Raw genomic sequence first — 26,202 nt, 5'->3', positions numbered from 1 at the left:
CGCGTACAGACCTCTGAGCATGAAACGCAGAACCTGGCTGACTCTCGCCGCCGTCGTGGCCGGCGGCGCGGGAATGGTCACCGTCGCCGTGGCCGGTCCGTCCGGCGACGGGCCGGCCAAGGGCCCGGCCGAGCGGCCGGCGAAGCTGCGGACGCTGGGGCTCGGCGGGGGCAAGGCCGGCGAGCGGACGCTGCCGAGCACCGAGACCGAGGAGTTCTCGCTCGTCGGCATCGGCTGGGGCGACGCGAAGACCCGGGTGACGGGCGACGCCAGGGTGCGTACCCGGGACGCCGTGACCGGCAAGTGGACCGACTGGCAGCCGCTGGACCTGGACTCCCACCTCCCCGACGGCGCGGAGGTCCCCGAGCGCGGGGCGTCCGAGCCCACCTGGGTCGGCCCCTCCACCGCCGTCCAGGTCAAGGTGACCTCCGGCAAGGCCCTGCCCAAGGACCTGAAGGTGCACCTGGTCGACCCTGGCGTCACAGCCGCCGAGTCGGCGAACGGGGCGGCCCTGCCGAAGGGCCGTGAGGCGGAGCCCACCCTCGCGGCCGAGAACGCGGCGTACGCGGCGTACGCGGTCGAGGAGACCACCGAGCCGGTTCCGGCGGACACGGCGACGGCGACGACGACCGCTCCGGCGACGACCGAGCCGACCGCCACAGCCACCGCCACCTCCACCGCCACGGAGACCACGCCGGCGCCCACGGAGACGACGCCCACCGCGACGCCCACCCCCACCCCCACCGCGACCGTCCCCGTCCCGCCGCCGTCCACCGTCAACCGGCCGCCGATCATCTCGCGCGCCGAGTGGGGCGCCGACGAGTCGATCGTCGACGACCCGCCGGAGTACCTGGACAAGATCCAGGCGGTGTTCGTCCACCACACCGTCGACACCAACAACTACAGCTGCGCCCAGTCCCCCGCCATGGTCCGCGCGATCATGACGTACCACGTGAAGACCGAGGGCTGGAACGACCTCGGCTACAACTTCCTCGTCGACAAGTGCGGCCGGGTCTTCGAGGGCCGTGGCGGCGGCGTCGACCTGCCGGTCAAGGGCGCGCACACGTACGGCTTCAACAGCTACTCCACCGGTATCGCCTTCCTCGGCGACTTCGAGGGCGACGCCGCCGCCGGCAAGCCCGCCGCCAAGCCGACCCGGGCCGCGCTGGAGTCGGCCGCCCGCGTCGCCGCCTGGAAGCTCGGGCAGTACGGCGGCGACCCGCAGGGCAAGGTCACGCTGACCGCCCAGGGCAACACCGGCGTGTGGGACGAGGGCGAGAGCGCCACGCTCAACGTGATCTCCGGTCACCGCGACGCCTTCGCGACCGCCTGCCCCGGCCGCAACCTGTACTCCGAGCTGTCCGACATCCGCGCCTTCGCCGCCGGCCCGGGCCGCAACTCGGCGGTCCCCACCGCCGACATCGACCGTGACGGCATCACCGACCTGGTCGCCCCGCTGCCCAAGTACGCGTCCGGCGCGGGCCAGGTGAAGGTGGTGCGCGGCACCACCGACGGGCCGAGCCTCACCTCGCGCCTCACGATCGACCAGAACAGCACCGGCGTGCCGGGAGACAACGAGGCCTCCGACTCCTTCGGCACGGCCACCGCGTACGGCGACTTCAACGGTGACGGTTACGCGGACCTGGCGGTCGGCGCGCCCGGCGAGGACGACGACTCGGGCCACACGGACACCGGTTCGGTCACCGTCCTCAACGGGCCGAAGCTCGACTCCGGTGTCTCGTACATGACCTCGCCCGCCTATCGGCGCAGCGGGGACAAGCTCGGCACCGCCGTCACCATGGGCGACTTCAACGCCGACGGCAAGGCCGACGTGCTGTCGGTCGCGCCCGGCATCCCGGGCCGCTGGTGGGTGTTCGAGTCGAAGAACGCCTCGTACCCGACGAAGGCCGGTTACCTGAGCGACACGGCCAACACCTCGGTGGTGTCCTTCGCGTCCGCCGCGAGCGGCGACTTCAACAAGGACGGGTACGCGGACGCCGCGATCACCTACCGCGACTCCTCCGGCGTCGGCCGGATCGTCGCCCTGAAGGGCACGGCGAACGGCCTGGAGCGGATCGGCGTCCTCTACCCGCGCGGCGGCCGCTCGCTCGCCGCCGGCGACATCAACGGCGACGGGTACGACGACCTCGCGATCGGCCAGCCCAACGGCACCGAGTCGGGCCACACCGCCACCGGCGGCGCGGTCGCCCAGGTGCTGGGCTCCGCCACCGGCCTGACGGCGACCGGCCGCGCCACGTTCCAGCAGAACTCCACCGGTGTGCCCGACACCGACGAGTCCGGCGACACGATGGGCGCGTCCGTCGCGATCGGTGACGTCAACCTCGACGGGTACGGGGACGTCCTGACCGGCCTGCCGGGCGAGGACCTGACGCGGGGCGGGGTGAACCAGGCCAACGCCGGGCAGGTGATCCTGCTGCGCGGCTCGTCCACCGGCATGACGGCGACCGGCTCGGTCACGTACTCCGAGGACACCACCGGGGTGCCCGGTGACTCGGCCCCGAACGAGCGGCTCGGCGCGGCGGTCGTGCTGACCGATCTGTCCGGTTACGGCCGGGCGGACCTGGCGCTCGGCGCGGACGGCGAGTCCGCCAACAACGGCGTGATCCTGCAGCTGGACAACAGCAGCACGTCCGGCGTCGTCCCGTCGTCCGGCATCTACTACGGCGTCAACAGCCTGGGAGCCGGGACGGGCCTGAACATCGGCCGCCTGCTGGCGCCCTGAGCCGTTGGCGCGGGGTCACGCGCCGCGTTCGCGGCGCGAGACCACGGCCCGCAGCACCCGCCGGGCCTCGGCCGACACCTCCAGTACCGGCCGGAGCCCGGCGGCGGGCGGGCCGTCGGACGGTGTGCCGGCGAGGAACTCCAGGATCCGCACCTGGCGCCGTTCCTCGGCCTCCACCAACGGCCCGCCGCCGAGCTGTTGGTGCAGTTCCAGCGCGGTGAGGGAGCACGCCTCCGCCCATGCGCGCAGCGCCGCCCCGTCCCACTCGGACGGGGCGGCGCCGAGCATTTTCCGTACGAGTACGGCGGAGTCGGCGTCGTCGGTCTCCTCCAGCGCCGCCCGTACCTCCCCCAGCCGCTCGGCCCAGCCCGCCCCGCCCTCGGCCACGCTCTGCCACAGCGGGCGGAGGAGGTCGTCGGGCGCGGGGTCGAGCAGGGGAAGGCAGCGGTCGAGGCAGGCCAGTGCGGAGGCGGCCAGCCCCCGTTCGCCGGCCTCGGCGATCAGTTCCTGCGCGCTCTGACTCATGGACGTCTCCCGTCGCGGACGCGTACTCCCCTTACTGCGCCGCTCGGCCGGAATTCGTCACTGCGTGTGGCCGGAAACCATCGGTTCTGCGACGGTCGGGACGGGTCCCCGCATGGCCTTGGCGTGCTGCATCGCCGTCAGCCGGCGGACGACGAGGATGGCACACAGGGCGGCCGCGACGCTCACGGCGTCGGCGACCACCAGCAGCCGGGTGGCACTCATGATCTCGTGAAACGTGTCGGCCTTGTCGTACGCCATCCCCGCTCCCCGCCCGAGGAGAGCCGTCAGGACCCACAGCGCCCACCACACGTTGAGAATGGTGGCGCGCTCGTTCTTCGCCGGGGCGCCGTAGGGGGCACGTGTGCTCGCCCGCCAGCTCTCGCGGGTGATACGGCGCGGCATCCACAGGTTCACGACGGGGACGAACCAGCCGCCGATCGCCCACCCCGCCCCGCTGGTCAGCACGTCCGGGGCGAAGACGGCGGCGTTCCGCCGCACGCGGTGGAGCCAGCTGATGAAGACGACGGCGGTCGCGACCACGGACAGCACCTGCAGCCTGCCCGCCCATGCCATGAGCAGGTCCGCCCGATCGGCTTCGGACACCGGCCCTTCCCAGTGGCCCGCCGCCACGTCACGGGCGAACCGGTGCATATGCTCGTCGGCGAAGACCGCGAACAGGTCCACGACGATCACGAAGCACAGCAGGACGACGACGGCGCGACCGAGGCCCACGGGTGAGCGGAGGAAGGGCCCGGCGGCGGGCGCCGGCACCGCGCAGGCGCCGCAGACGCCCTGTCCGGTCGAGGCGGTGTTCATCCCGCAGGTGGTGCACAGCATGGTCGAGCCGATCCCCCGTAGTCACGTCATGTACGCGACCGGTCGCGTACCGCCCGCGCACCGTATCTCAGCCGCCGGTCAGCCGGTCAGCCGGACAGCCGGTCAGCCAGTGCCCGGAAGTCCTCCCACGTCAGCTGTGGCCGGGCCGGGTCCCACAGTTTCTGGGCGACCGCCCGCAGCGGCATCCGGATGCCGTTCGCCACCTGCTCGGCCGTCTGGGAGTTCGCCAGGTCGCACCAGACGGCGAACCGGCCGCCGAGGATCTGGTCCGCGTACCGCTCCGGCACCGCCGACGAGCCGCGCAGCACCAGCGGCGTCCACTCCTGGTAGATGCGGCGGCCGGTGGGGTACGTGAACTGGTTCGGCTCGCCGAGCACGTAGTAGAGGTACTCGTCGTTGAGGTTCACCACCTGGCGGCCCTCGCGCAGGTACTCGACCGGTTCGCGCGCGCCGATCTCCTTGCCCGTCCAGTACTCGACCTCGATGTCCTTGTGGGCGTTCACCGCGCCTCCGGCGAAGAAGCCGTCGTTCCAGGCCTTGGCCTTCTTCTTCTCGGCGCTGACGACGGCCGCGCGGTCGTTCAGCCAGCCGGTCGCCAGGTCCTCGACGCCCGCGCCCTGGCCGTACTTCTGCCGCGCGGCCCGGGCGAGCTGCGGGTAGGAGGCGGCCGGGTCGCGCACGGTCAGCGCCTGGTACTCGTCGGCGCCGATGTGGAACCAGGGGCCGGGGAACAGGTCGGCGTACTCGCGCAGCAGGTCATCGACGATCCGCGCCGACTCGGGCTTGGAGATGTCGATGGCACCCTGCCGGGGCGTGCCCTGGACGTTGCGCAGCTGGAGCCGCGGGTGCGCCCGCAGCACGGCGCCGAGGTGTCCGGGCGAGTCGATCTCGGGGACGACGCTGATGTGCAGCCGGTTGGCGAGCGCCACGATGCGGCGTACCTCGGCCTTGGTCAGGTGCGGCTGGGAGACCACCTCGGGGTGCGAGCTGGACTCGATGCGGAAAGCCTGGTCGTCCGAGAAGTGCAGGCCGAGCTGGTTGAGCTTGAGGTCGGCCATGTCGCGCAGCCGCTCCTCGATCCAGGCCGCGCTGAAGTGCTTGCGGGCGATGTCGAGGTTCAGGCCGCGCTGCGGCTTGGCGGGCCGGTCGCGGATGACGCCCTCCGGCACGGCGCCGCCGGAGCGGAGCGCCTGCTTGACGGTCCGGGTGCCGTAGAAGACCCCGGCCTGGTCCGGCGCGGATATCCGTACCCGTCCGCCCCGGGTGGTCAGGGTGTACGACTCGGGCCCGCCGGCCTGCCCGGTGTTCAGCGCCAGCTCGATGTCGCCGGTGCGGGCGGCGGCCTCGCCGCGGTACGCCGTCTTCAGCTCGCCGGCGAGCAGCCGGGCCTCGTCCGCGAGGACGCCGCTGCCCTTGGCGACGACGACCGCGCTGCCGCCGCCGGGCCGCCAGCCGGGGCCGCGGGCGGGTTCGTGGTCGCGTACGGAGGGGATGGTGCGGGGCGGGACGGAGAGCGGATACGTCCGTGTGGGTGACGGAGTCGGCGACGCCTCGGGGGTCGTGGCCTTCGGGGTGGTGGCCTTCGGGGTGGTGGCCTTCGGGGTGGTGGCCGCCGGAGTCGTCGCGGTGCCGGGCGCCGCCGTGCCCCGGTCGCCGTCGCCGCCGTTCCCGCAGCCCGCGACCGTGAGGGAGAGCACCACGGCCGCGACGAGACCCCCTGTGGAATGCCGGTTCACGCGCTTACCTCCGTCCATGGGCGGTCCATGGGTGTACGGAAACTCTCCCTTCCGAGTGAACTTCTCGCATCTCACGTACAGCGCACGCTCACCCTGGGTAACGTTGTGCCCCTTCCCTCACACCTTCCCCTCATCTCCCGCTGTCCTTTTCGAGGAGCCCACGATGGCCGGCGACTCCACCGCAGGCGCCCCGAAGCGACCGCCCACCGCGGGGACCGCCCGCCCCCGGCACCCCCAGCCCGAGACCGCCGCGCCCGGAACCGCGCGCCCCGGAGCCACCCGTACCCGCGCCATACCTGCCCAGGCCCGCGCCTCCCACTCCCTCGGAGGAGCCGAAGGGCTCGTCCGGTTCAACGCCGCCCCGGCCGGTGCCGCCGAGGCCGCGCTGCTCGCCTGCTGCGGCAGCCGCCGCTGGGCGCGGCGGATCGCCGCCCACCGCCCGTACCCCACGCTCGACGCCCTCCTCGCCGCCGCCGACGAGGCCGGCTACGACCTGGTCGGCGCCGACCTCGACGAGGCGCTGGCCGACGAGACCTCGTTCGCCCTGCCGCCGGGCACCCACGCGGCCGCCCACCTGGCGTGGGACGCCGCGCGCACGGCGTACGAGGACCGCTTCCGTCACGCGTTCGTGATCTGCCTCGACGGCCACCGGCCCGAGGAGTACCTGGACCAGGCGCTGGCCGGTATCCGTTCGCGCCTGGGAAACCAGCGGGACGAGGAGCGGGCGATCGCCGCCGACGAGCTGCGGCGCCTGGCTCGTGCCCGTTTGTCCCGTCTGATCGGACGACCGGGCCCCTCAGGTAGCCCGTCCGTGCCTGTTTGATCACACCTGAGGACCCCGGGCGAGGGAACCGACAAGTCGTCGCTACGATGACCGGGGCCGGTGGACCGTACCCGGCCGGGTCAGACCGACATCGAAGCCGGCCGACCCTGATCCCCGCTCCCGGAGGGTTTTTCCGTGCCGGCTGGAACGCTGTACCGCGGCCGGGAAGGCATGTGGTCGTGGGTGGCTCATCGAGTCACCGGCGTCCTCATCTTCTTCTTCCTGTTCGTACACGTGCTGGACACCGCTCTCGTCCGCGTCTCCCCCGAGGCCTACGACGAGGTCGTCGCCACCTACAAGACTCCGCTCGTCGCGCTGCTGGAATACGGCCTTGTCGCGGCCATCCTCTTCCACGCGCTCAACGGCCTTCGCGTGATCGCCGTGGACTTCTGGTCCCAGGGCCCGCGCTACCAGAAGCAGATGTTCTGGGCCGTGATGGGCATCTGGTTCGTCCTGATGGTGGGCGCCCTCTACCCCGTCCTCGGCCACGCCGTACGCGAAGTGTTCGGGAGCTGACGCCAGACATGTCCACTGATCTGACCAAGTCCGCCGTCGGCCCCGTCGAGGACGAGAGCCTCTACGACGTCGACAACCCGGCTCCCCTCATCGAGCCGCCCCGCAAGCGGACGGGGAAGACCCCGAAGTCGACCCGTGGCAACTTCGAGATGGCCGCGTGGCTCTTCATGCGCCTGTCCGGCATCGTGCTGGTCGTCCTCGTCATCGGCCACCTGCTGATCCAGCTCGTCCTGGACGGCGGCGTCTCCAAGATCGGCTTCGCCTTCGTGGCGGGCCGCTGGGCGTCCCCGTTCTGGCAGGTCTGGGACCTGCTGATGCTGTGGCTGGCGATGCTGCACGGCGCCAACGGCCTGCGTACCGTCATCAACGACTACGCCGAGCGCCCGAACACGCGCCTGTGGCTCAAGGGCCTGCTGTACACCGCCACGGTGTTCACCATCCTTCTGGGCACGCTGGTGATCTTCACCTTCGACCCGAACATCCGCTAGGCACGGGGCTGAGGAAATCCGCATGAAGATCCACAAGTACGACACCGTCATCGTCGGCGCCGGTGGCGCGGGCATGCGCGCCGCCATCGAGGCGACGAAGCGCAGCCGTACCGCCGTGCTCACGAAGCTCTACCCCACCCGCTCCCACACGGGCGCCGCGCAGGGCGGCATGGCCGCCGCGCTGGCGAACGTGGAGGAGGACAACTGGGAGTGGCACACCTTCGACACGGTCAAGGGCGGTGACTACCTGGTCGACCAGGACGCCGCCGAGATCCTGGCGAAGGAGGCCATCGACGCCGTCCTCGACCTGGAGAAGATGGGCCTGCCGTTCAACCGGACCCCGGACGGGACGATTGACCAGCGCCGCTTCGGCGGCCACTCCCGCAACCACGGCGAGGCGCCGGTCCGCCGGTCCTGCTACGCCGCGGACCGCACCGGCCACATGATCCTCCAGACGCTGTACCAGAACTGCGTCAAGGAGGGCGTGGAGTTCTTCAACGAGTTCTACGTCCTCGACCAGCTCATCACCGAGATCGACGGCGTCAAGACGTCCTCCGGTGTGGTCGCCTACGAGCTGGCCACCGGCGAGATCCACGTCTTCCAGGCGAAGGCCGTGATCTACGCGTCCGGCGGCACCGGCAAGTTCTTCAAGGTGACGTCCAACGCCCACACCCTGACCGGTGACGGCCAGGCCGCCTGCTACCGGCGCGGCCTGCCGCTGGAGGACATGGAGTTCTTCCAGTTCCACCCGACGGGCATCTGGCGCATGGGCATCCTGCTGACGGAGGGCGCCCGTGGTGAGGGCGGCATCCTCCGCAACAAGGACGGCGAGCGCTTCATGGAGAAGTACGCGCCCGTCATGAAGGACCTCGCGTCGCGTGACGTCGTCTCCCGCTCCATCTACACGGAGATCCGCGAGGGCCGCGGCTGCGGTCCCGAGGGCGACCACGTCTACCTGGACCTCACCCACCTGCCGCCGGAGCAGCTGGACGCCAAGCTCCCGGACATCACCGAGTTCGCGCGCACGTACCTCGGCATCGAGCCCTACACGGACCCGATCCCGATCCAGCCGACCGCGCACTACGCGATGGGCGGCATCCCGACCAACGTCGAGGGTGAGGTCCTGGCCGACAACACCACCGTCGTGCCGGGTCTGTACGCCGCCGGCGAGGTCGCGTGCGTGTCGGTGCACGGCGCCAACCGCCTGGGCACCAACTCGCTCCTGGACATCAACGTCTTCGGCAAGCGCGCCGGCATCGCCGCCGCCGAGTACTCGGCCAAGGCCGACTACGTCGACCTGCCCGAGGACCCCGCCTCCTTCGTACGGGACCAGGTCGAGCGCCTGCGCAACTCCACCGGCAGCGAGCGGGTCTCGGTGCTGCGCAAGGAGCTGCAGGAGACCATGGACGCCAACGTGATGGTGTTCCGCACCGAGCAGACGATCAAGACGGCGGTCGAGAAGATCGCCGAGCTGCGCGAGCGGTACAAGAACGTGGCCATCCAGGACAAGGGCAAGCGGTTCAACACGGACCTGCTGGAGGCCATCGAGCTGGGCAACCTGCTCGACCTGGCCGAGGTCATGGCCGTCTCGGCACTGGCCCGCAAGGAGTCCCGCGGCGGTCACTACCGCGAGGACTACCCGAACCGCGACGACGTCAACTTCATGCGCCACACCATGGCGTACCGCGAGGTCGGCGCCGACGGCTCCGAGACCGTGCGTCTCGACTACAAGCCCGTCGTCCAGACCCGCTACCAGCCGATGGAGCGTAAGTACTGATGGCTACCCCCGTACTGGACAAGGTCGAGGCGGACTCCGCCGCCTCCCCCTACATCACGGTGACCTTCCGGATCCGCCGGTTCAACCCGGAGGTCTCGGACGAGGCGCAGTGGCAGGACTTCCAGATCGAGATCGACCCCAAGGAGCGTGTCCTCGACGCCCTCCACAAGATCAAGTGGGACGTCGACGGCTCGCTGACCTTCCGGCGCTCCTGCGCGCACGGCATCTGCGGCTCCGACGCGATGCGGATCAACGGCAAGAACAGGCTCGCCTGCAAGACGCTGATCAAGGACATCAACCCGGACAAGCCCATCACGGTCGAGGCCATAAAGGGCCTGACGGTCCTCAAGGACCTGGTCGTGGACATGGAGCCGTTCTTCCAGGCGTACCGCGACGTCATGCCCTTCCTCGTCACCAAGGGCAACGAGCCGACGCGTGAGCGGCTGCAGTCCGCCGAGGACCGCGAGCGGTTCGACGACACCACCAAGTGCATCCTGTGCGCCGCGTGCACGTCGTCCTGCCCGGTGTTCTGGAACGACGGCCAGTACTTCGGTCCGGCCGCGATCGTCAACGCCCACCGCTTCATCTTCGACTCGCGCGACGAGGCCGGTGAGCAGCGGCTGGAGATCCTCAACGACAAGGACGGCGTGTGGCGCTGCCGCACCACGTTCAACTGCACGGACGCCTGCCCGCGCGGTATCGAGGTCACCAAGGCGATCCAGGAAGTGAAGCGCGCGCTGATCACGCGCCGCTACTGACACCTCCCGGCGTCCGCTTTCCGGCGTCTCGCCGCAGGGCCCGCTCCCGTGAGGGAGCGGGCCCTGCGGCGTGCGCGTCGCCCATACCGGTGGTTTGGCCGAACTACGCGTAGACCAGATGGATGCCTCGGGCATGTAGTGGAGATCGGCAATCCGACTCACCCCCCGCGAGGTCCCCATGACGGAAGCCGTCGCGTTCCCCCAGGACCGCTCCTGCCCCTACCACCCGCCCACCGCCTACGCACCGCTGCGCGAGTCGCGCCCACTGTCCCGGGTCACGCTCTACGACGGCCGCTCGGTGTGGATGGTCACCGGGCACGCCACCGCCCGCCGACTCCTGTCCGACCAGCGGCTGTCCACCGACTCCACCCATGAGGCGTTCCCGGCCCCCACGGAGCGCTTCGCGGCCGTACGCAGCCGCCGCCGTGCCGCCCTGCTGGGCGTGGACGACCCCGAGCACAACGCGCAGCGGCGGATGCTCATCCCGAGCTTCACGCTCAAGCGCACGGCCGACCTGCGGCCGCGCATCCAGCGGACGGTGGACGAGCTGATCGACGCCATGGTCGCCCAGGGCCCGCCGGCCGAGCTGGTGTCCGACTTCGCCCTGCCGGTGCCGTCCATCGTCATCTGCGACCTGCTGGGCGTGCCGTACGCCGACCACGACTTCTTCGAGGAGCAGTCGCGCCGGCTGCTGCGCGGCCCGGCGGCGCGGGACATCGAGGACGCCCGTGAGCAGTTGGAGGGCTACCTCGGCGATCTGATCGAGCGTAAACGCGACAAACGCGGGGACGGCGTCCTCGACGACCTGGTCGCACAGCAGCTCGCCGAGGGCCGGCTCGACAAGCAGCTGCTCATCGAGCTGGCCACCATCCTGCTCGTGGCAGGTCACGAGACCACGGCGAACATGATCTCGCTGGGTACGTTCACGCTGCTCCAGCACCCGGAGCAGCTGGCCGAGCTGAAGGCCGACCCGGCGCTGATGCCCACCGCCGTGGAGGAGCTGCTGCGGTTCCTGTCCATCGCCGACGGGATGCTGCGGGTGGCGCGGGAGGACATCGACATCGCGGGGGTGACGATCCGGGCGGACGACGGCGTCGTCTTCTCGACGTCGGTGATCAACCGGGACACCTCCGCGTACGCCGAACCCGACACGCTGGACTGGCACCGGTCCGCCCGCCACCATGTCGCGTTCGGCTTCGGCATCCACCAGTGCCTGGGGCAGAACCTGGCGCGGGCCGAGATGGAGATCGCGCTGCGGACGCTCTTCGAGCGGCTGCCGGGGCTGCGCCTGGCGGCGCCGGCCGGGGAGATCCCGTTCAAACCGGGGGACACGATCCAGGGGATGCTGGAGCTCCCCGTCACATGGTGAGGGCGGTTGTGATGGACATTGTGATCGACAAGGGCGTCTGCATCGGTGCCGGGCAGTGCGCCCTGACCGCGCCGGCGGTCTTCACCCAGGACGACGACGGGTTCAGCGAGCTGGTGCCGGGCGGCGAGGACGGCGCCGGGAGCCCGCTGGTGCGGGAGGCGGCCCGGGCGTGCCCGGTGGGTGCCATCAAGGTGGCGACCTGACGGTGACCACCCGGCGGGGCGCCGCCCCGCCGGGTCGGCCGGGTTGTCAGTGCCGTGCCCTACCGTCGTGGTCATGGTGGGGACCGAGAAGAGCCTGGAAGTCAGGCTGTACGAGGCGGGGGTGCGGGAGCGCACCGGGGGCGGCGCCGAGGTGCAGGAGCTGCTGCAGTCGCTGACGGTGGCGGAGCAGCGGCGGGCGGCGCTGTGGTTCCACGAGAAGCTGTGCCGCAGCGGCGCCGGCCGGGGCAACGAGTGGGCGGTGTCGTGGCTGTCGACACGGCGGCTGGGGTGGTCGGCCGCGGAGGCGGACGAGCTGCTGCGCCGGCTGGTGGGTGCGGAGGCGCTGGTCGATCCACAGCAACTGCTCCAGCAGTTCGCGCCCTTGATGCTGCTGCCCCTGTCCGCCGCGGTGGAGTCCGGCGGTTGCGACCGGATGCTTCTGCGTGCCGCGCGCACGGCGTCGCTGTCGGCCTGGGGCGACCAGGACGAGGACGCGACGAACGCGGTGATACGGCGGCGGCTGGACGCCCTGATCGGGCCGGACGTGGAGGACGGCACGGGCCTGCCGGCCACCCTGCTGGACGACGAGGACGACTACGGGCCCCGGATGCGGGCCGAGCACACCGGGCTGCTGGGCGGCCCGGGGGTGGTCGCGTTCCTGGAGCACTGCGCCGGCCAGGACAAGACGCGCGCCACCAAGCGGTGGCGGAAGCGGGCCGCCGAGCTGCTGGCGGAGGCGGAGCGGGGCGAGGAGGTCGTACGGGCCCTGCTGGAGGGCATGGCGGAGCAGCCGGAACATCTGGTGGTCGCGCCGCAGTCGTGGGGTGTCCGGCGGTGGGCGGGCATCGCGGGCGAGCGCAACGAGCGGCTGGTGCGGGGCCTGGTGTGGGCGGCGGCCGCGCTGCGGGGCGGCTGGGTGGTGCCGGCGATCGGCCGGGTGGCCCTCAACGCGGGTACGGGCACGGGCGGTTCGGGCGGCTGGTGCCGTGACGCGCGGATCGCGACGGGGGCGGTGGCGGTGCTCGGCGAGTTCGAGGGCGCCGAGGGCGAGCAGGCGGTGCGGTGGCTGGGCCGGTTGAAGGGCAGGGTCCGCAACAGGACGGTGCTGAAGGGCATCGCCACGTCCCTCGACGCGGTGGCGGCCCGCAGCGGGCTCACGCCGTCGATGCTCGCCGAGCGCGGGGTGCCGTCCCTGGGGCTGGACGCGCGCGGGATGCGGGAGGAGGAGCTGGGGGCGTACACGGCCGTGCTGTCGGTGGAGCCGTCGGCCACCGCCTCGCTGAGCTTCCGGGGCCCGCAGGGGCAGGTGCTGAAGTCGGCGCCCAAGGCGGTGCGGGAGGAGCACGGCGAGCGGGTGGCGGCCGTCCGGGAGGCGTCGAAGCGGCTGCGGGCCCTGCTGGCGGCCGAGCGGGCGCGGCTGGAGGAGCACCTGGTGGCGGGCACGCGATGGCCGGGCGCCGACTGGGAGCGGTACTACGCCGACCATCCGGTGACGGGGCCGTTGGCGAGGGCGCTGGTGTGGGAGGTGTGCGAGGACGGGTCCGCGGCCGGGACGGGCTGGGTTTCCGGGGTGCCGGAGCGGGCGGCCGGCGGGTGGGCGCTCGCGGGCGCGGAGGGGACGGCGACGCCCGTCGGCGCGGGGGCTCGGCTGCGGCTGTGGCACCCGGTGCGGGCGGACGAGGACGAGATACGGGAGTGGCGGGCGGTGCTGGGTGAGCGGGCGGCGCGCCAGCCGTTCCGGCAGGTGCTGCGGGAGGTGTACCGGGGCGTGGGCGTTCCGGCCGGGGGGCGGGTCCTGGAGTACGGGCGGGTGCGGGCGCTGATGGGTGAGCGGGGCTGGGGAGGCGGGCATCTGGGGTACTTCGGCGCCGGGTACGCCACGGAGATGGTGCGGGAGCTGCCCCGGCGCGGTGATCTGCCGGCCGGGGCGGAGCCGGTGTGGCGGGCGGTGCTGCCGCTGGAGCTGGTGGACCGGCGGGACGCGGACGGGGGCGTCGCGTCCCGGTGCGTCACGGGGGCGCTGCGCTTCGAGCGGGGCCAGGGCGGTCCGCGCGCCCCGTGGGAGGCGGCCGGGACGGGGGCGGTGCCGCCGCTGGTCCTGTCGGAGGCGCTGCGGGACGTCGCTCTGTTCACGGAGGTGGCGGCGGCACCGGCCGGGTGACCGCGGTCGCGTAGGTACGGCCCCGTGCGGAGATGAGCATCCGCGCCCATGTGGTGGCGGTGTCCCCGCCGCGAGCATGGTGCACACCCGCGCGCACGGAAGGACCTGACGGTGAACCACGGCACATACGCGACCCCCCGAGGACCATGGCGGCCGGCACCCCGGCCTCGCCGGGGGCGGCCTGTCGTGGCCGTCCTGGCCGCGGTGCTGTGGGCGGTCACCCTCGCCTCGCTCGCGTGGCTGACGTGCCTGGTGGCCATGGCGGCGGTCTGGGGCGCGGCGGCCGGGGCACCGATGGGCGGCTTCCTTCTGCGGTGCGCCCTGATCGTCGCCGGTGCCGCCGCCGCCGTCATCGCCCTGGCATGCGCGCCCGGCATCCGCCGGACGGCCCCGTCGACCCGCCTGCTGCTCACCGGCGCCCTGGCCTGCCCGGCGCCCACGGCCCTCGCGATCTGGACCTGGATCCACGCCGGTTGACCGCCCACCCCAGCAATTTGAACATGTCCAAAGGCGGTCGGCCTGGACCACCGGGCCGCGCTGGAGGAGATCACGGTCGTCGGGGACGCCGGCCAGGTCTACCGCTCGACCGCCGCGTTCATCGTCTGCCTGTGGGCTCTGGCCGAGTACCGGTCCAAGGCCCACTGGCTGGCCACCCCGGCCGGGATGCCCTTCGCCCGGGCCACCGTCCTCGCCGCCGCCAGGTGGCGCGAGGTCCTCGCACCGGCGGGCGGCCGGGGGTGCGGGGACGGCCGGTGCGGCGTACCGGACACGCCCCACTAGGCTCGGGCAGCGTGAAGGACGTGAACGACGTGACGGACGCCCAGGCGCCGAAGCCCGCCCGGCCCGCCAAGGCCCCCAAGAGCGAGCAGACCCGCACCCTCATCCTCGAAACCGCGCTTCGGCTCTTCCAGGAGCGCGGGTACGACAAGACGACGATGCGGGCCATCGCCCAGGAGGCGGGCGTCTCCGTCGGCAACGCCTACTACTACTTCTCCTCCAAGGAGCACCTGGTCCAGGGCTTCTACGACCGGCTGGCCGCCGAGCACGAGGCGGCGGTCCAGCCCGTCCTCGCGGGCGACAAGGACCTCGCGGTACGGATCCGGGACGCGCTGCTGACGTGGCTGGACGTGGCCGAGCCGTACCACCCCTTCGCGACCCAGTTCTTCAAGAACGCCGCCGACCCCGAGAGCCCGCTCAGCCCCTTCTCGGACGAGTCGGTCGCCGCCCGCGAGGCCGCCGTCTCCATCCACGAGCGGGTGCTCTCCGGCTCCGACACCAAGACCGCGCCGGAACTGGCCGGGCAGCTCCCGCACCTGATGTGGCTGATGCAGATGGGCCTGGTGCTGTTCTGGGTGTACGACCGGACGGAGGGCACCGAGCGCAGCCGCCGCCTCGTCGAGCGCACCGCGCCCATCGCCGCGCGGGCGATCGCGCTGTCCCGGTTCCGGGTGCTGCGGCCGCTGGTGCGGCAGGTGCACGAGGTGCTGGAGGAGTTCATGCCGGGCGCGGTCGCCGCCAAGAGAACAGCGCCTAGATCCAGTTGAGCTGCCACAGGCGCCAGATGCCCGTGCCGTCCGACAGGTACTGCGACCCGGCGACGTCGGTCGTGCTCACCACGTAGTCCTTCTTCTGCCACAGCGGGACGAGCGGCACATCCGCCGCCACCTGCCACTGGATCGACTCGAAGTCGCTCATGGCCCGGCCCCGGTCGCCGTACTGCTGGGTGGAGGCGATCAGCCGGTCCACACTGGGGCTCGCGTACCCGTTGTGGAGGGTGTTCCCACGCCCGACGAGGGGCTCGGTGAAGCTGTCGGGGTCGGGGAAGTCCGGCAGCCAGCCCAGCCCGTACGCGTCGTACGCGCCCTTCGCGTACCCCCTCTGGAAGGCCTTCCACTCCACCTCGACGACCTTCACCTCGAACAGTCCCCCGGCCTGAAGCTGCCTGCGCAGCTCGGCGGCTTCGGCGGCGTACGTGGGTCCGGCGCGGTGGGCGTAGGTGAACCGGACCGGCGTCTCGACGTCCGCGTCCCGCAGCAGCTTCCTCGCCCGTTCCGCACTGGGCTCCGGATTCTCGTCGTGGAAGGCGGTGTTGTGGCCGGGGAAGCCCTTGGGGATCAGGGAGTAGAGGGGCTCCACGGTGGAGTGGTACGCGCCGGTGACGATCCGGGACCGGTCGACGAGCGCGGCGACGGCCTTGCGTACCGCCTTGTCCGCCATCGGCGAGCCGGCACGCAGGTTGAAGACGAGGTTGCGGATCTCGGGGCTGTCGGCCTCCGTCATCTGGACGCCGTCCGCGCTCGGGTCCAGCTCGGACAGCGTCTTCGGTGGCAACTGGCGGTGGGTGACGTCGACCTCGCGGGCCGTCCAGGCGGCGGCGAGCCCGTCGGAGTCCTTGAAGTACCTGATCTCCACCGGGCCGCCGGGCTTGCGGATGGCGCCCTTGTAGCGGGGGTTGGGTTCCAGGAGGGCGCGACTGCCCGGCTCGTACGCGGTGAGGACGTACGGGCCCGAGCCGTCGACGCCATGGCCCTCGCGCAGCGCGTCCTTCGGGTACAGGGTGCGGTCGACGATCGCGCCGGCGCCGGTGGCGAGCTTCTGCGGGAACGTCGCGTCGCGGGCGCCGAGGTGGAAGGTGACCGTCAGACCGTCGGCGTCGACGCGCCGGAGGTCGGGGAAGAGCGCCCGCGGACCGACGTCCGACCTTATGGCGAGCACCCGCTCGAAGGAGTGCTTGACGTCCTCGGCGGTGACCTTGCGGCCATTTGCGAAGCGCAGGTCGTCGCGGAGCACGCACCGGTACGTCTGGAGGTTCATCCCGGTGAACTCACAGGCGAGGGCGGCGTCCGGGACGGGGACGGTGGCGCCGGGCTCGAAGGTCAGCAGCGACTGGAAGACGTTGCTGTACAGGGCCCAGGAGCCGGCGTCGTAGGCCCCGGCGGGATCCAGGGACGTCACCTCGTCCGTCGTGCCGACGGTGATCGGGTCGTCCCGGCCGCCGGCCGAGGGAAGTAACTGCCAGCCCCCGATTCCGGCCGCCAGCAACAGGACGCAGATGACGAGGACTCGTAAACGCACCGACCGCATGCCGTGATTCCCTTCACGCCACCCCTGCCGCGACGGAGTCACCCAATCACACGCTGTTGAATTGTGGAAGGCTGAACTTTCACACCGTCATCATGCTTGTGTGGACGCCAGTTGAACGACCGTGATGTCGGAGGGCGCGCCCACCCGGACGGGCGGCCCCCAGGCGCCCGCGCCCCGGGACACGTACAGCTGGGTGTCGCCGTACTGTTCGAGCCCGGCGACGGTGGGGTTGGCGAGCTCGGCGAGGAAGTTGCCGGGCCAGAGCTGACCGCCGTGGGTGTGGCCGGACAGCTGGAGGTCCACCCCGTGCCGTACGGCGTCGTGGATGACGACCGGCTGGTGCGCAAGCAGCACGGCGGCGCGCGCCCGGTCGCGGTCGCCGAGGGCGGCGGCGAAGTCGGGGCCGTCGCCGTAGTTCTCGCCCGCGACGTCGTTGACCCCGGCGAGGTCGAACCCGGCCGTCTCGACGCGCTCGTTGCGCAGCGGGCGCAGGCCCAGTTCGCGTACGTGGTCGACCCACTCCTCGGCCCCGGAGAAGTACTCGTGGTTGCCGGTCACGAAGAACGACCCGTCCCGGGCCCGGAGCTGCGCGAGCGGCTCGGCGGCCTGGCCCAGGTTCTCGACGCTGCCGTCGACCAGGTCGCCGACGACCGCGACGAGGTCCGGCTGGGTGGCGTTGATCGCGTCCACGATGCGCTGGGTGTGGGCCCGCCCCAGGATGGGCCCCAGGTGGATGTCGCTCACCACCGCGATCCGGTACCCGTGCGCGGCACGCCCCAGCTTGGCGAGCGGCACGGTGACCCGCTTGACGCGCGGCCCCCGCAGGACCCCGTAGGTCCCGTACCCGACGGTGCCCACGGCCGCAGCCGCCGCGGCCCCGCCGACGACCCGCGACACGAACAGCCGCCGGGAGACGGCAGGGCCGTCCTTCGCGGACGCGGTGGCGGGCGGTACGTCGTCGACGCCCGTCCCCCCGGGCGCGCGGACCTCCGGGGCGGCGGCCGCGCGGACGGTGGTCGCGGGGGCGGTGGTCGCGGGGGCGGGTTCCTCCGGCGCGGTGGCGGTCGGGGCGGTGAGGGTCGGGGCGCCGGCGGCAGCAGGACCCCCGGGCGCGGAAGCGGGTGCGCCGGGCGAGGGTGTCCCCGGCGCGGAGTGACCCGGCGGGGTGCCGCGGCCGGCCGGTACCGGGGACGCGCCGGGCGCCGCGGGCGTGCCGGGCGCGGGCGCCACGGAGGCCGGCGCTCCGGCGGTCGGCGCTCCGGGCGTTCCGGGCGCCCGGCGGTCCAGGGCGCGGCGCAGGAGGGGGCGTATCGCCTCACCCACCACCAGGGCGAGGACCACGTACAGCAGCAGCGCCAGCCACAGGAAGCCCGGCCAGGCCACCACCTGCTGGAGCGGGAACGGCGCCCCGGCCCGCCCGGCCGTCAGCGCGCCCACCGACAGCAGCGGCAGCACGATCAGCGCGACCGTGCCCACCCGCCGCGCCACACCGCCCGGCACCGTCACATCGCGCACCAGGCGACGCCATACGTACCAGTGCACGGCGCCCAGCAGGCCGAGGACAGCGACGAGCACCAGCAGGACCAGCAGCACAGCCCAACCCCCTATGCGTGGCGTGAGCCGCGGCGCAACGCGCGCACGCCACGCAACCCGATGACGCCCACCACCGTCCCCAGAACAAAGGACGTCACGGCGAGCAGCAGATGGACCCAGAAGTAGGCAGTCGGGTCGCCCGCGTCGTCGAAGGCGAGACCGCTCGCGTCGTTCCAGAGATTCTTGACGAAAGTGATCCAGATGAACCAGCTCCACACCCCGAAAGCGAGCAGGAACCAGGAGGCGGAGCGGCTGAGCTTCATGGGTTCAGTATCGCCGCCACCGCTCGGGGGCCTCCTGCGGGGTGTGGTGTCGGCTTCCGCGAAGCCTCCCTGTACGTTCTCGACCGTGTCCGCTCTGAGAAAGACCGCGCTGACGGTCGCCGCCGCCGCGCTGCTGCCCGTCCTCACCGCCGCTCCGGCCCTGGCGAGCCCGCCGGCGGACAAGGAGGACAAGCAGCCGCAGCCGCCCGCCGCCATGTCCACGGTCGGCGGGGTGAAGCTGGGCAGGCCCGGCACGCAGGTGAACCTGGCCCCCGGCGTGCCCGTGCTGCCCAAGGAGGTGACGGGCCGCTCCTGGATCGTGGCGGACGCGGAGAGCGGCGACGTGCTGGCCGCGCACAACGCCCACTGGCGGCTGCCTCCCGCCTCCACCCTGAAGATGCTGTTCGCGGACACGGTGCTGCCCAAGCTCCCCAGGACACAGACGCATGTGGTCACCGCCGAGGAGCTCGCGAAGGTCGGCGAGGGCTCCAGCCTCGTCGGGGTGAAGGAGAAGCAGAGCTACACCGTCCACGACCTGTGGCTGGGCGTCTTCCTCCGCTCCGGCAACGACGCCGTGCACGTCCTGTCGTCGATGAACGGCGGCATCGCCAAGACCGTGAAGGACATGAACGACCGCGCCGCCGAGCTGCAGGCGCTCGACACGCACGTCGTCTCCCCGGACGGGTACGACGCCGTCGGCCAGGTCTCGTCCGCGTACGACCTCACGCTCATCGCGCGCAGCGGCATGCAGAACAGGGACTTCCGGGAGTACTGCTCCACGCCCCGAGCGAAGTTCCCCGGGGAGGTCAAGCCCGGCAACAAGAAACGGTCGACGTTCGAGATCCAGAACACCAACCGGCTGCTGACGGGCGACTACGGCATTCCCGCGTACCAGGGCATCGCCGGCGTCAAGAACGGCAGCACGACGCACGCGGGCGCCACCTTCACCGGTGTCGCCGAGCGGAACGGCAGGGTGCTGCTGGTCACCGTCATGAACCCGTCGGCGAAGGAGGGCCACGCCGTCTACAAGGAGGCGGCGCGTCTGCTGGACTGGGGGTTCTCGGCGGCCGGGAAGGTGAAGCCGGTCGGCGAGCTGGTGCCGCCGAAGTCGGCGCAGACCGGCCCGGGGACGGGCGAGAGCGGCGGGAACGCGCAGACCGGCCCGGGCGGCGGCGACCAGGCCGCCGGTGAGGGCAACGGCAAGGCGACGGTCGCGGCGGCCGGCGGCTCCGGCGGGGCCGGGACGGCGCTGGCGGTGACCGGCGGGGTGCTGGCGCTGCTGGCGGGCGGGGCGTTCCTGGTCAACCGCCGCTGGCCGCTTCCCGATCTCGTACGCCGTCGTCGTCACACTGAGCGGTAGCGGCCGCCGCCCTGGAGCCGGTGGCCGTCCACGCGGCGCAGAACAGCAGCAGCTTGGCGGTGAAGTTGATCCACAGCAGGAGCGCGACGGGCACCCCGAACGCCCCGTACATCGACTTCGCCGCCACGCCCTTCATATAGCCGCCGAGCAGCAGCTTCAGCGCCTCGAAGCCGACCGCGCCGATCAGCCCCGCCACGACGAGGCGGCGGCGCGGCGGCTGGACGCCGGGCAGCAGCGTCAGGACGTACAGCAGGATCAGGAAGTCGGCGAGGACGGCGACCGCGAGGGCGCCGGTCTGGAGGAGTACGCCACCGGCGCCGCCGCCGGAGATCCCGAGCCGTTCGGCGGTCCAGCCGACGGCGGTGGAGCCGAGGCCGGAGGCGGCGAGCGAGCCGAGGCCGATCGCGCCGAGGCCGAGCAGGATCACGGCGTCCTTGCCCTTGCGTACGAAGGGGTTGTCGTCGTCGCAGTCGTCGATCCCCCACACCGCGCGCAGGCAGTCGCGCATGGAGCCCACCCAGCCGATGCCGGTGAAGAGGAGGAAGGCGCCCGCGACGAGTCCGACGGGGCCCGCGTTGGTGACGAGCGTGTCGAGGTCGAGCTGCTCGGAGATGCCGGGAACCTGCTCGGCGAGCTTGTCCTCGATGTCGCGCAGCTGTTCGGCGCTGAGGAGCGCGGCGCCGACGGCGGCGGCGACGGTGATCAGCGGGAAGAGCGCCAGGAAGCTGATGAAGGTGATGGCGGCGGCCAGGCGGGTCCAGTGGGCCTCGTCGAGGGTCTCGTACGAGCGCCAGGCGTGCGTACGCATGAGGCGGGCGGCCCAGGGGCCGATGACGGGGAGCTTGGTCAGCCAGTCCATGAGGTGCGCCTACCCTCTCGCCCCGAAGACGAGTGCGCGTGTCCCCCAGAAGCGCAGGCAGGTGGCGAGGACCATGCCCACGCCGAGCCCGGAGACGGTGTCGGCGAGCGGGGACGTGAGCCCGAGCCCGTAGTGCGACACGCCGAGGCACGCCAACTGCACGGCCGCGCCCGCGAGATTGACGCCGAAGAACGCCCCGTACTGGCGGAGGTGGATGCTCCGGCGGCGGTACGTACCGAGGGCGTTGCCGAGGTACGCGACGGTGCAGCCGGCGAGGAAGGCGAGGGCCTTGGCGGGGAGGGGGTCGAGGTGGGGGCGGAGGAGGAGGAAGAGGGCGAGGTCGGCGGCGTACGCGAGGGCGCCCACGCCCAGGAATCCCGCCACCTCGCGTCCCAGCACAGGCTGCCTCGCCACTGGCTCCCGCCTCACAGGCCCACTCCACACAGGACCACGCCTCACACGCCCAAGCCTCACAGGTCCCCTCCTCACCGGCCCCCTCCTCACAGGTCCGCCACCGCCATCCCGTACATCGACAGCCACGCGAGCCCGATGACGGCGAGGGGGCGGTCGCGCAGGACGACGTCCTCGGGGGCGCCGGCGGTGCCGCGGTCGGCGAAGACGGCGTAGCGGAGGACGGCGAGGATGAAGGCGATGGTGGAGAGCTGGCGCCAGGTGCCGCTGTGTTCCAGGGCCCAGAGGCAGTAGCCGAGCACGGCGACGCCGGCGGCGAGCTGCCAGACGAAGCGGAGGTAGCCGGTCGTGTACTCGTTGAGCAGGACGCGGGTTTCGCCACCCCGGCCCGCCATCTGCACGGCCTCCGAATAGCGCTTGGCGGCGACCATGAAGAGGGCACCGAAGCCGGTGGTGATGAGGAACCAGCGCGAGAGCGGAATGCCGAGCGCCACCCCGCCGATCATGGCGCGCATCACGAAGCCGGTCGTGACGACGGCGAGGTCGACGACGAGGACGTGCTTGAGGCGGAGGCAGTAGGCGAGCTGCATGACGAGGTACGCGGCCAGCAGCGCGGCCGTCAGCTCGTTGCACAGCGCGGCGCCGCCGACGAGCGCCCCGAGCGCGAGGATGCCGCCGCTCCCGTATGCCACGGACACGGGGACGTCCCCGGCGGCGACGGGGCGGCGGCACTTGACGGGGTGGGCGCGGTCGGCGTCGGCGTCGCGGGCGTCGTTGATCAGGTAGACGGCGGCGGCCGCGGCGGTGAACAGCATGAAGACGATGCCGAGTTGGAGGACGGTGTGCCGGGACGCGAGCTGACCCGCGGCGGCGGGCGCGGCGGCCACGAGGACGTTCTTGACCCACTGGCGGGGCCGCGCGGCCCGTACGAGCCCGAGCGGCAGCACGACCGCCTGGGGCACCGGGCGGGTGACGGCCGCCGCGACGGTCGGCTCACCCACGGCGGTGCCCCGGGTGCCGGGCGGCGCCCATGCAGAAACGATCCGCCCCGTCCCGCAGGACCCAGCGCCGCCCCAGCCGCGCCGTCACGGCACCCAGCAGGGCACCGGCGGCCACGTCGGTCGGGTAGTGCACGCCCACGACGAGCCGGGACAGCCCCATCGCCGCCGCCACGGGCAGCCCGAGGCGCCGAACGCCCGGCCGCAACGCCCCGAACGCCACCGCCGCCGCGACCGCCCCGGCGGCATGCGAACTCGGAAACGAGTACCGCCCCACAACCGGTCTGAACAGCCCCCGCGCGTGGCCGCCGCCGCCCACCCCGTCACCGCACCCGCAACACCCCGCCGACCCGGTCGCCCCCGACCCGGTCGCGTCGCCGGGGCCGTGCCGGTCGTGGTGGGCGGGGCCGCCCGGGACCCCGGCGCACGCGCAGGAGCCGGTCAGGGTGGCGGGACGGGGGCGGCGTGCCAGGCGTTTCAGGGACATGCCGGCCAGGTGGGCCGTGGCCGTGAGGGTGGTGGCGCGGAGCCAGGCGCCCCGGCGCGGACGGTCGGTGGCGGCGCCGACGAGGCCGGCAGCCAGCCAGAGCGCGGCGTGTTCGCCGGCGTACGACAACGTCCGGGCGGTCGCCGCCACCGCCGGCCGGCGGCGCCCGTAGGCGTGCAGCGCGCTCAGCAGCGACCGGTCGGCCCCCGCGTATCGCATCCTCCGCCACCCCTTTCCTCGTCCGTGGACGGGTGCACCAGGGCCGACTCTGGCGCGCCGTCCGCCCGAGGACGCGGCAATCTTTCATGACACTCGTTTAATCACCCATTTCGGCGAGCCGGGCGACTCAGCCGACAAAGCCCTCAAATGCCCCGGATCCGGCGATACGGTCCCGTCCATGCCGTCCACGCCACCCACCCCCGAGGCCGACAACCCCACCGAGCCGGTGACCGGCTGGGGCCGAACCGCTCCCAGCGTCGCCCGCGTCCTGCGCCCCCGCAGCTACGAGGAGGCCGCCGCCGCGGTCCGCGCCTGTGGCACGCGCGGGGGCATCGCCCGCGGCCTGGGCCGCGCGTACGGCGACGCGGCGCAGAACGCCGGCGGCTCCGTCCTCGACATGACCGCCCTCGCCCGCATCCGCTCCATCGACGCGGACGCGGGCCTCGTCGTGTGCGACGCGGGCGTCAGCCTGCACCACCTGATGGAGGTGCTGCTGCCGCTCGGCTGGTTCGTCCCGGTGACCCCCGGCACCCGTTACGTCACCGTCGGCGGAGCCATCGGCGCCGACATCCACGGCAAGAACCACCATGTCTCCGGCTCCTTCAGCCGCCACGTACGCGCCTTCGACCTCCTCACCGCCGACGGCACGATCCGCACCGTCGTCCCCGGCACCGACCTCTTCGACGCCACCACCGGCGGCATGGGGCTGACCGGAGTGATCCTCTCCGCCACCGTCCAGCTCCTCCCCGTCGAGACGTCCCTGATGTCCGTCGACACCGAACGCGCCGCCGACCTCGACGACCTGATGGCCCGCCTCACCGCCAACGACCACGGCTACCGCTACTCCGTCGCCTGGATCGACCTGCTCGCGCGCGGGGCCGCCACCGGCCGCGCCGTACTCACGCGCGGCGATCACGCCCCGTACGACGCGCTTCCCCGCCGCGCCCGGCGCGACCCGCTGGCCTTCCGCCCCGGCGGCAGGCTGCCGGCCGCGCCCGCCTTCGTACCCGAAGGGCTCCTCAGCCGCGCGACGGTCGGGCTGTTCAACGAGCTCTGGTACCGCAAGGCGCCCCGCCACCGCACCGGCGAACTCCAGCGCCTGTCCGCGTTCTTCCACCCCCTGGACGGCGTCCCGCACTGGAACCGGGTGTACGGGCGCGGCGGCTTCGTCCAGTACCAGTTCGTCGTCGGGTACGGGCGCGAGGACACCCTGCGCCGCATCGTCGCCCGGATCGCGCGCCGGGGCTGCCCGTCGTTCCTGGCGGTCCTGAAACGGTTCGGCGAGGGCGACCCCGGCTGGCTGTCCTTCCCCATGCCCGGCTGGACGCTGGCGCTGGACATCCCTGCCGGGCTGACCGGCCTCGGCGCGTTCCTGGACGAGCTCGACGAGGAGGTGGCGGGCGCGGGCGGCCGGGTCTACCTCGCCAAGGACTCGCGGCTGCGCCCGGACGCGCTGCGCGCCATGTACCCGCGCCTGCCGGACTTCCTCGCCCTGCGCGCCGAGTTGGACCCCCGCTCGGTGTTCACGTCGGACCTCGCCCGCCGCCTGGGCCTGTAAGGCCTGTAAGGCCTCTAAGGAGTACGTCGTCATGAAGGATGCCTTCGGCGCCCCCCAGTCCCTGCTCGTCCTCGGCGGCACGTCCGAGATCGCCCTCGCCACCGCCCGCCGCCTGATCGCGCGCCGTACGCGGACCGTGTGGCTCGCCGGCCGCCCCTCCCCCGCCCTGGACGCCGCCGCGGCGTCGCTGCGCGAACTGCGCGCGCAGCCCGACGCGGCGGCCGTCCACACCGTCCCGTTCGACGCGCTGGACCCCGCCGCGCACGAGGACGCCCTGGGGAAGGTGTTCGCCGAGGGCGACATCGACATGGTGCTGCTCGCCTTCGGCGTCCTGGGCGACCAGGCGCACGACGAGCAGACGCCGCTCGCCGCCGTACGCGTCGCCCAGACCAACTACACCGGCGCCGTTTCCGCCGGCCTGACCTGCGCCAACGCACTGCGGGCGCAGGGGCACGGCTCCCTGGTCGTGCTGTCGTCGGTGGCCGGCGAACGTGCCCGCCGCGCCAATTTCATCTACGGCTCCAGCAAGGCCGGCCTGGACGCCTTCGCCCAGGGCCTGGGCGACGCCCTGCACGGCACGGGCGTGCACGTCATGGTCGTCAGGCCCGGCTTCGTACGGACCAGGATGACGGCCGGGCTGACGGAGGCCCCGCTGGCGACGACACCGGAGGCGGTGGCGTACGCGATCGAGCAGGGGCTGCGGCGCCGGTCGGAGACGGTGTGGGTACCGGGCACGCTGCGGGTGGTGATGTCGGCCCTCCGGCACCTGCCGCGCCCGGTCTACCGCAGGTGCGTCTCAGCTGCGGGTGGTGGCCGGTTCGTCGACGGGTGAGCCCTGGGCCGGCACGGACGGCGCCGGGCGGCCGGCGCCGAAGTCGTACTCGTACAGCTTCCGCCACACCCCGTCCGCGCCCTGCTCGTACAGCGCGAAGGAGCCGACGGTCCACGACGCCTCGAAGTCGGCCAGCTCCTCGTACGCCCGGTCCATCGCCTCCTCGGCGATGCCGTGCGCCACGGTCACGTGCGGGTGGTACGGGAACTGCAGCTCCCGCTCCAGCGGGCCCGACGTGTCCCGGACCCGCTGCTGGAGCCAGGAGCAGGCCGCCGCGCCCTCCACGACCTGGACGAAGACGACCGGCGACAGCGGCCGGAACGTGCCCGTGCCGGACAGCCGCATCGGGAACGCCCGGCAGGCGGCCGCGACCCCGGCGAGGTGCGCCCGGACCGCGGGCAGCCGCGCCGCCTCCACCTCGGTCGGCGGCAGTAGGGTGACGTGCGTGGGGATGCCGTGCGCGGCGGGATCACCGAAGCCCGCGCGCCGCTCCTGGAGCAGGCTGCCGTAGGGCTCCGGGACCGCGATCGAAACGCCGAGCGTTACGGTCCCCACGTCGTTCTCCTCAAGTCTCAGTCGTCGGCTTCAGCCGCCAGTGTGGC

25 protein-coding genes and 1 pseudogene are annotated in these 26,202 nt (G+C 72.7%); 15 read left to right on the top strand and 11 right to left on the bottom strand.

Features of this window, described 5'->3' with window-relative positions; genetic code table 11:
• Positions 1-19: 19 nt before the first annotated feature.
• Positions 20-2,743: an N-acetylmuramoyl-L-alanine amidase gene (locus AMK26_RS08525; protein WP_079277501.1), complete on the top strand. Its 2,724-nt coding sequence runs from the start codon at positions 20-22 to the stop codon at positions 2,741-2,743.
• A gap of 15 nt (positions 2,744-2,758) precedes the next feature.
• Here AMK26_RS08525 and AMK26_RS08520 read toward each other — a convergent pair whose 3' ends face one another.
• From AMK26_RS08520 to AMK26_RS08510, 3 genes are all read right to left on the bottom strand, one after another.
• Positions 2,759-3,268 carry a hypothetical protein gene (locus tag AMK26_RS08520; protein WP_073753762.1) on the bottom strand — a complete coding sequence of 170 codons (510 nt, stop codon included), beginning with the start codon at positions 3,266-3,268 and terminating at the stop codon, positions 2,759-2,761.
• Between the two features lie 57 nt (positions 3,269-3,325).
• Positions 3,326-4,105: a DUF4328 domain-containing protein gene (locus AMK26_RS08515; protein ID WP_079277500.1), complete on the bottom strand. Its 780-nt coding sequence runs from the start codon at positions 4,103-4,105 to the stop codon at positions 3,326-3,328.
• 86 nt (positions 4,106-4,191) lie between these two features.
• The gene (locus tag AMK26_RS08510; protein WP_073753760.1) at positions 4,192-5,859 is read right to left on the bottom strand and encodes a beta-N-acetylhexosaminidase; all 1,668 of its coding nucleotides are present in this window, start codon (positions 5,857-5,859) and stop codon (positions 4,192-4,194) included.
• Between the two features lie 145 nt (positions 5,860-6,004).
• Here AMK26_RS08510 and AMK26_RS08505 point away from each other — a divergent pair, with 145 nt between their 5' ends.
• From AMK26_RS08505 to AMK26_RS08455, 11 genes and pseudogenes are all read left to right on the top strand, one after another.
• Positions 6,005-6,664, top strand: a complete 660-nt coding sequence (locus AMK26_RS08505; protein WP_079277499.1) for a 2-oxo-4-hydroxy-4-carboxy-5-ureidoimidazoline decarboxylase — start codon at positions 6,005-6,007, stop codon at positions 6,662-6,664.
• A 135-nt stretch (positions 6,665-6,799) separates the two neighbouring features.
• Positions 6,800-7,180 (top strand): succinate dehydrogenase, cytochrome b556 subunit, encoded by a 381-nt coding sequence (sdhC, locus tag AMK26_RS08500; protein WP_073753758.1) that lies wholly within the window; start codon positions 6,800-6,802, stop codon positions 7,178-7,180.
• Between the two features lie 8 nt (positions 7,181-7,188).
• Positions 7,189-7,668, top strand: coding sequence for a succinate dehydrogenase hydrophobic membrane anchor subunit (locus tag AMK26_RS08495; RefSeq protein ID WP_073753756.1), 480 nt, complete (start codon positions 7,189-7,191; stop codon positions 7,666-7,668).
• A gap of 22 nt (positions 7,669-7,690) precedes the next feature.
• Positions 7,691-9,445, top strand: coding sequence for a succinate dehydrogenase flavoprotein subunit (gene sdhA / locus AMK26_RS08490; RefSeq protein ID WP_073753754.1), 1,755 nt, complete (start codon positions 7,691-7,693; stop codon positions 9,443-9,445).
• Positions 9,445-10,203 carry a succinate dehydrogenase iron-sulfur subunit gene (locus AMK26_RS08485; protein WP_073753752.1) on the top strand — a complete coding sequence of 253 codons (759 nt, stop codon included), beginning with the start codon at positions 9,445-9,447 and terminating at the stop codon, positions 10,201-10,203. The genes sdhA and AMK26_RS08485 overlap by 1 nt, the downstream gene beginning before the upstream one ends.
• A 178-nt stretch (positions 10,204-10,381) precedes the next feature.
• Positions 10,382-11,572: a cytochrome P450 gene (locus AMK26_RS08480; protein ID WP_073753750.1), complete on the top strand. Its 1,191-nt coding sequence runs from the start codon at positions 10,382-10,384 to the stop codon at positions 11,570-11,572.
• Between the two features lie 11 nt (positions 11,573-11,583).
• Positions 11,584-11,775, top strand: a complete 192-nt coding sequence (locus AMK26_RS08475) for a ferredoxin (RefSeq protein WP_073753748.1) — start codon at positions 11,584-11,586, stop codon at positions 11,773-11,775.
• A 73-nt stretch (positions 11,776-11,848) separates the two neighbouring features.
• Positions 11,849-13,936: a DUF4132 domain-containing protein gene (locus AMK26_RS08470; RefSeq protein ID WP_143608480.1), complete on the top strand. Its 2,088-nt coding sequence runs from the start codon at positions 11,849-11,851 to the stop codon at positions 13,934-13,936.
• A gap of 186 nt (positions 13,937-14,122) precedes the next feature.
• Entirely contained in the window at positions 14,123-14,413 is a 291-nt protein-coding gene (locus tag AMK26_RS08465) for a hypothetical protein (protein ID WP_073753744.1), read from the top strand.
• 42 nt (positions 14,414-14,455) lie between these two features.
• Positions 14,456-14,716 (top strand): annotated as a pseudogene (locus AMK26_RS37630) (hypothetical protein); the annotation flags it as partial.
• An 11-nt stretch (positions 14,717-14,727) separates the two neighbouring features.
• Entirely contained in the window at positions 14,728-15,480 is a 753-nt protein-coding gene (locus AMK26_RS08455) for a TetR/AcrR family transcriptional regulator (protein ID WP_073753742.1), read from the top strand.
• Here the strand turns inward: AMK26_RS08455 and AMK26_RS08450 are convergent.
• The 3 genes from AMK26_RS08450 to AMK26_RS08440 all read right to left on the bottom strand — a co-directional run bounded on the left by AMK26_RS08450 (position 15,467) and on the right by AMK26_RS08440 (position 18,876).
• A complete protein-coding gene (locus AMK26_RS08450; protein WP_073753740.1) occupies positions 15,467-17,020 on the bottom strand; it encodes an ABC transporter substrate-binding protein in 1,554 nt (517 codons plus the stop codon). The genes AMK26_RS08455 and AMK26_RS08450 overlap by 14 nt on opposite strands.
• A 90-nt stretch (positions 17,021-17,110) precedes the next feature.
• Entirely contained in the window at positions 17,111-18,613 is a 1,503-nt protein-coding gene (locus AMK26_RS08445) for a metallophosphoesterase (RefSeq protein ID WP_073753738.1), read from the bottom strand.
• Positions 18,614-18,624: 11 nt separating this feature from the next.
• Positions 18,625-18,876 carry an SCO4848 family membrane protein gene (locus tag AMK26_RS08440; protein ID WP_073753736.1) on the bottom strand — a complete coding sequence of 84 codons (252 nt, stop codon included), beginning with the start codon at positions 18,874-18,876 and terminating at the stop codon, positions 18,625-18,627.
• 85 nt (positions 18,877-18,961) lie between these two features.
• Here AMK26_RS08440 and AMK26_RS08435 point away from each other — a divergent pair, with 85 nt between their 5' ends.
• Positions 18,962-20,236, top strand: a complete 1,275-nt coding sequence (locus AMK26_RS08435; RefSeq protein WP_241837832.1) for a D-alanyl-D-alanine carboxypeptidase family protein — start codon at positions 18,962-18,964, stop codon at positions 20,234-20,236.
• On the opposite strand, the gene AMK26_RS08430 is transcribed toward AMK26_RS08435, so the two are convergent.
• From AMK26_RS08430 to AMK26_RS08415, 4 genes are all read right to left on the bottom strand, one after another.
• Positions 20,178-21,095 carry a YihY/virulence factor BrkB family protein gene (locus tag AMK26_RS08430; RefSeq protein ID WP_073753732.1) on the bottom strand — a complete coding sequence of 306 codons (918 nt, stop codon included), beginning with the start codon at positions 21,093-21,095 and terminating at the stop codon, positions 20,178-20,180. The genes AMK26_RS08435 and AMK26_RS08430 overlap by 59 nt on opposite strands.
• 9 nt (positions 21,096-21,104) lie before the next feature.
• Complete coding sequence (locus AMK26_RS08425; protein ID WP_107420896.1) at positions 21,105-21,509, bottom strand: GtrA family protein; 405 nt, start codon at positions 21,507-21,509, stop codon at positions 21,105-21,107.
• 86 nt (positions 21,510-21,595) lie between these two features.
• The gene (locus AMK26_RS08420; RefSeq protein WP_073753728.1) at positions 21,596-22,507 is read right to left on the bottom strand and encodes a decaprenyl-phosphate phosphoribosyltransferase; all 912 of its coding nucleotides are present in this window, start codon (positions 22,505-22,507) and stop codon (positions 21,596-21,598) included.
• Positions 22,500-23,210, bottom strand: a complete 711-nt coding sequence (locus AMK26_RS08415) for a phosphatase PAP2 family protein (protein WP_073753726.1) — start codon at positions 23,208-23,210, stop codon at positions 22,500-22,502. The genes AMK26_RS08420 and AMK26_RS08415 overlap by 8 nt, the downstream gene beginning before the upstream one ends.
• Before the next feature lie 178 nt (positions 23,211-23,388).
• Between AMK26_RS08415 and AMK26_RS08410 the strand changes: the two genes are divergently transcribed.
• A complete protein-coding gene (locus AMK26_RS08410; protein ID WP_073753724.1) occupies positions 23,389-24,768 on the top strand; it encodes an FAD-binding oxidoreductase in 1,380 nt (459 codons plus the stop codon).
• Between the two features lie 31 nt (positions 24,769-24,799).
• A complete protein-coding gene (locus AMK26_RS08405) occupies positions 24,800-25,600 on the top strand; it encodes a decaprenylphospho-beta-D-erythro-pentofuranosid-2-ulose 2-reductase (RefSeq protein WP_073753722.1) in 801 nt (266 codons plus the stop codon).
• Here AMK26_RS08405 and AMK26_RS08400 read toward each other — a convergent pair.
• A complete protein-coding gene (locus AMK26_RS08400) occupies positions 25,565-26,155 on the bottom strand; it encodes a 2'-5' RNA ligase family protein (protein WP_073753720.1) in 591 nt (196 codons plus the stop codon). The two genes, AMK26_RS08405 and AMK26_RS08400, sit on opposite strands and share 36 nt — an antisense overlap.
• Positions 26,156-26,202 lie beyond the last annotated feature (47 nt).

Source organism: Streptomyces sp. CB03234 (assembly GCF_001905885.1).
Lineage (GTDB): Bacteria > Actinomycetota > Actinomycetes > Streptomycetales > Streptomycetaceae > Streptomyces.
Note: the sequence above shows the minus strand (reverse complement) of the source record. Positions and strands in the feature narration are given on the sequence as shown.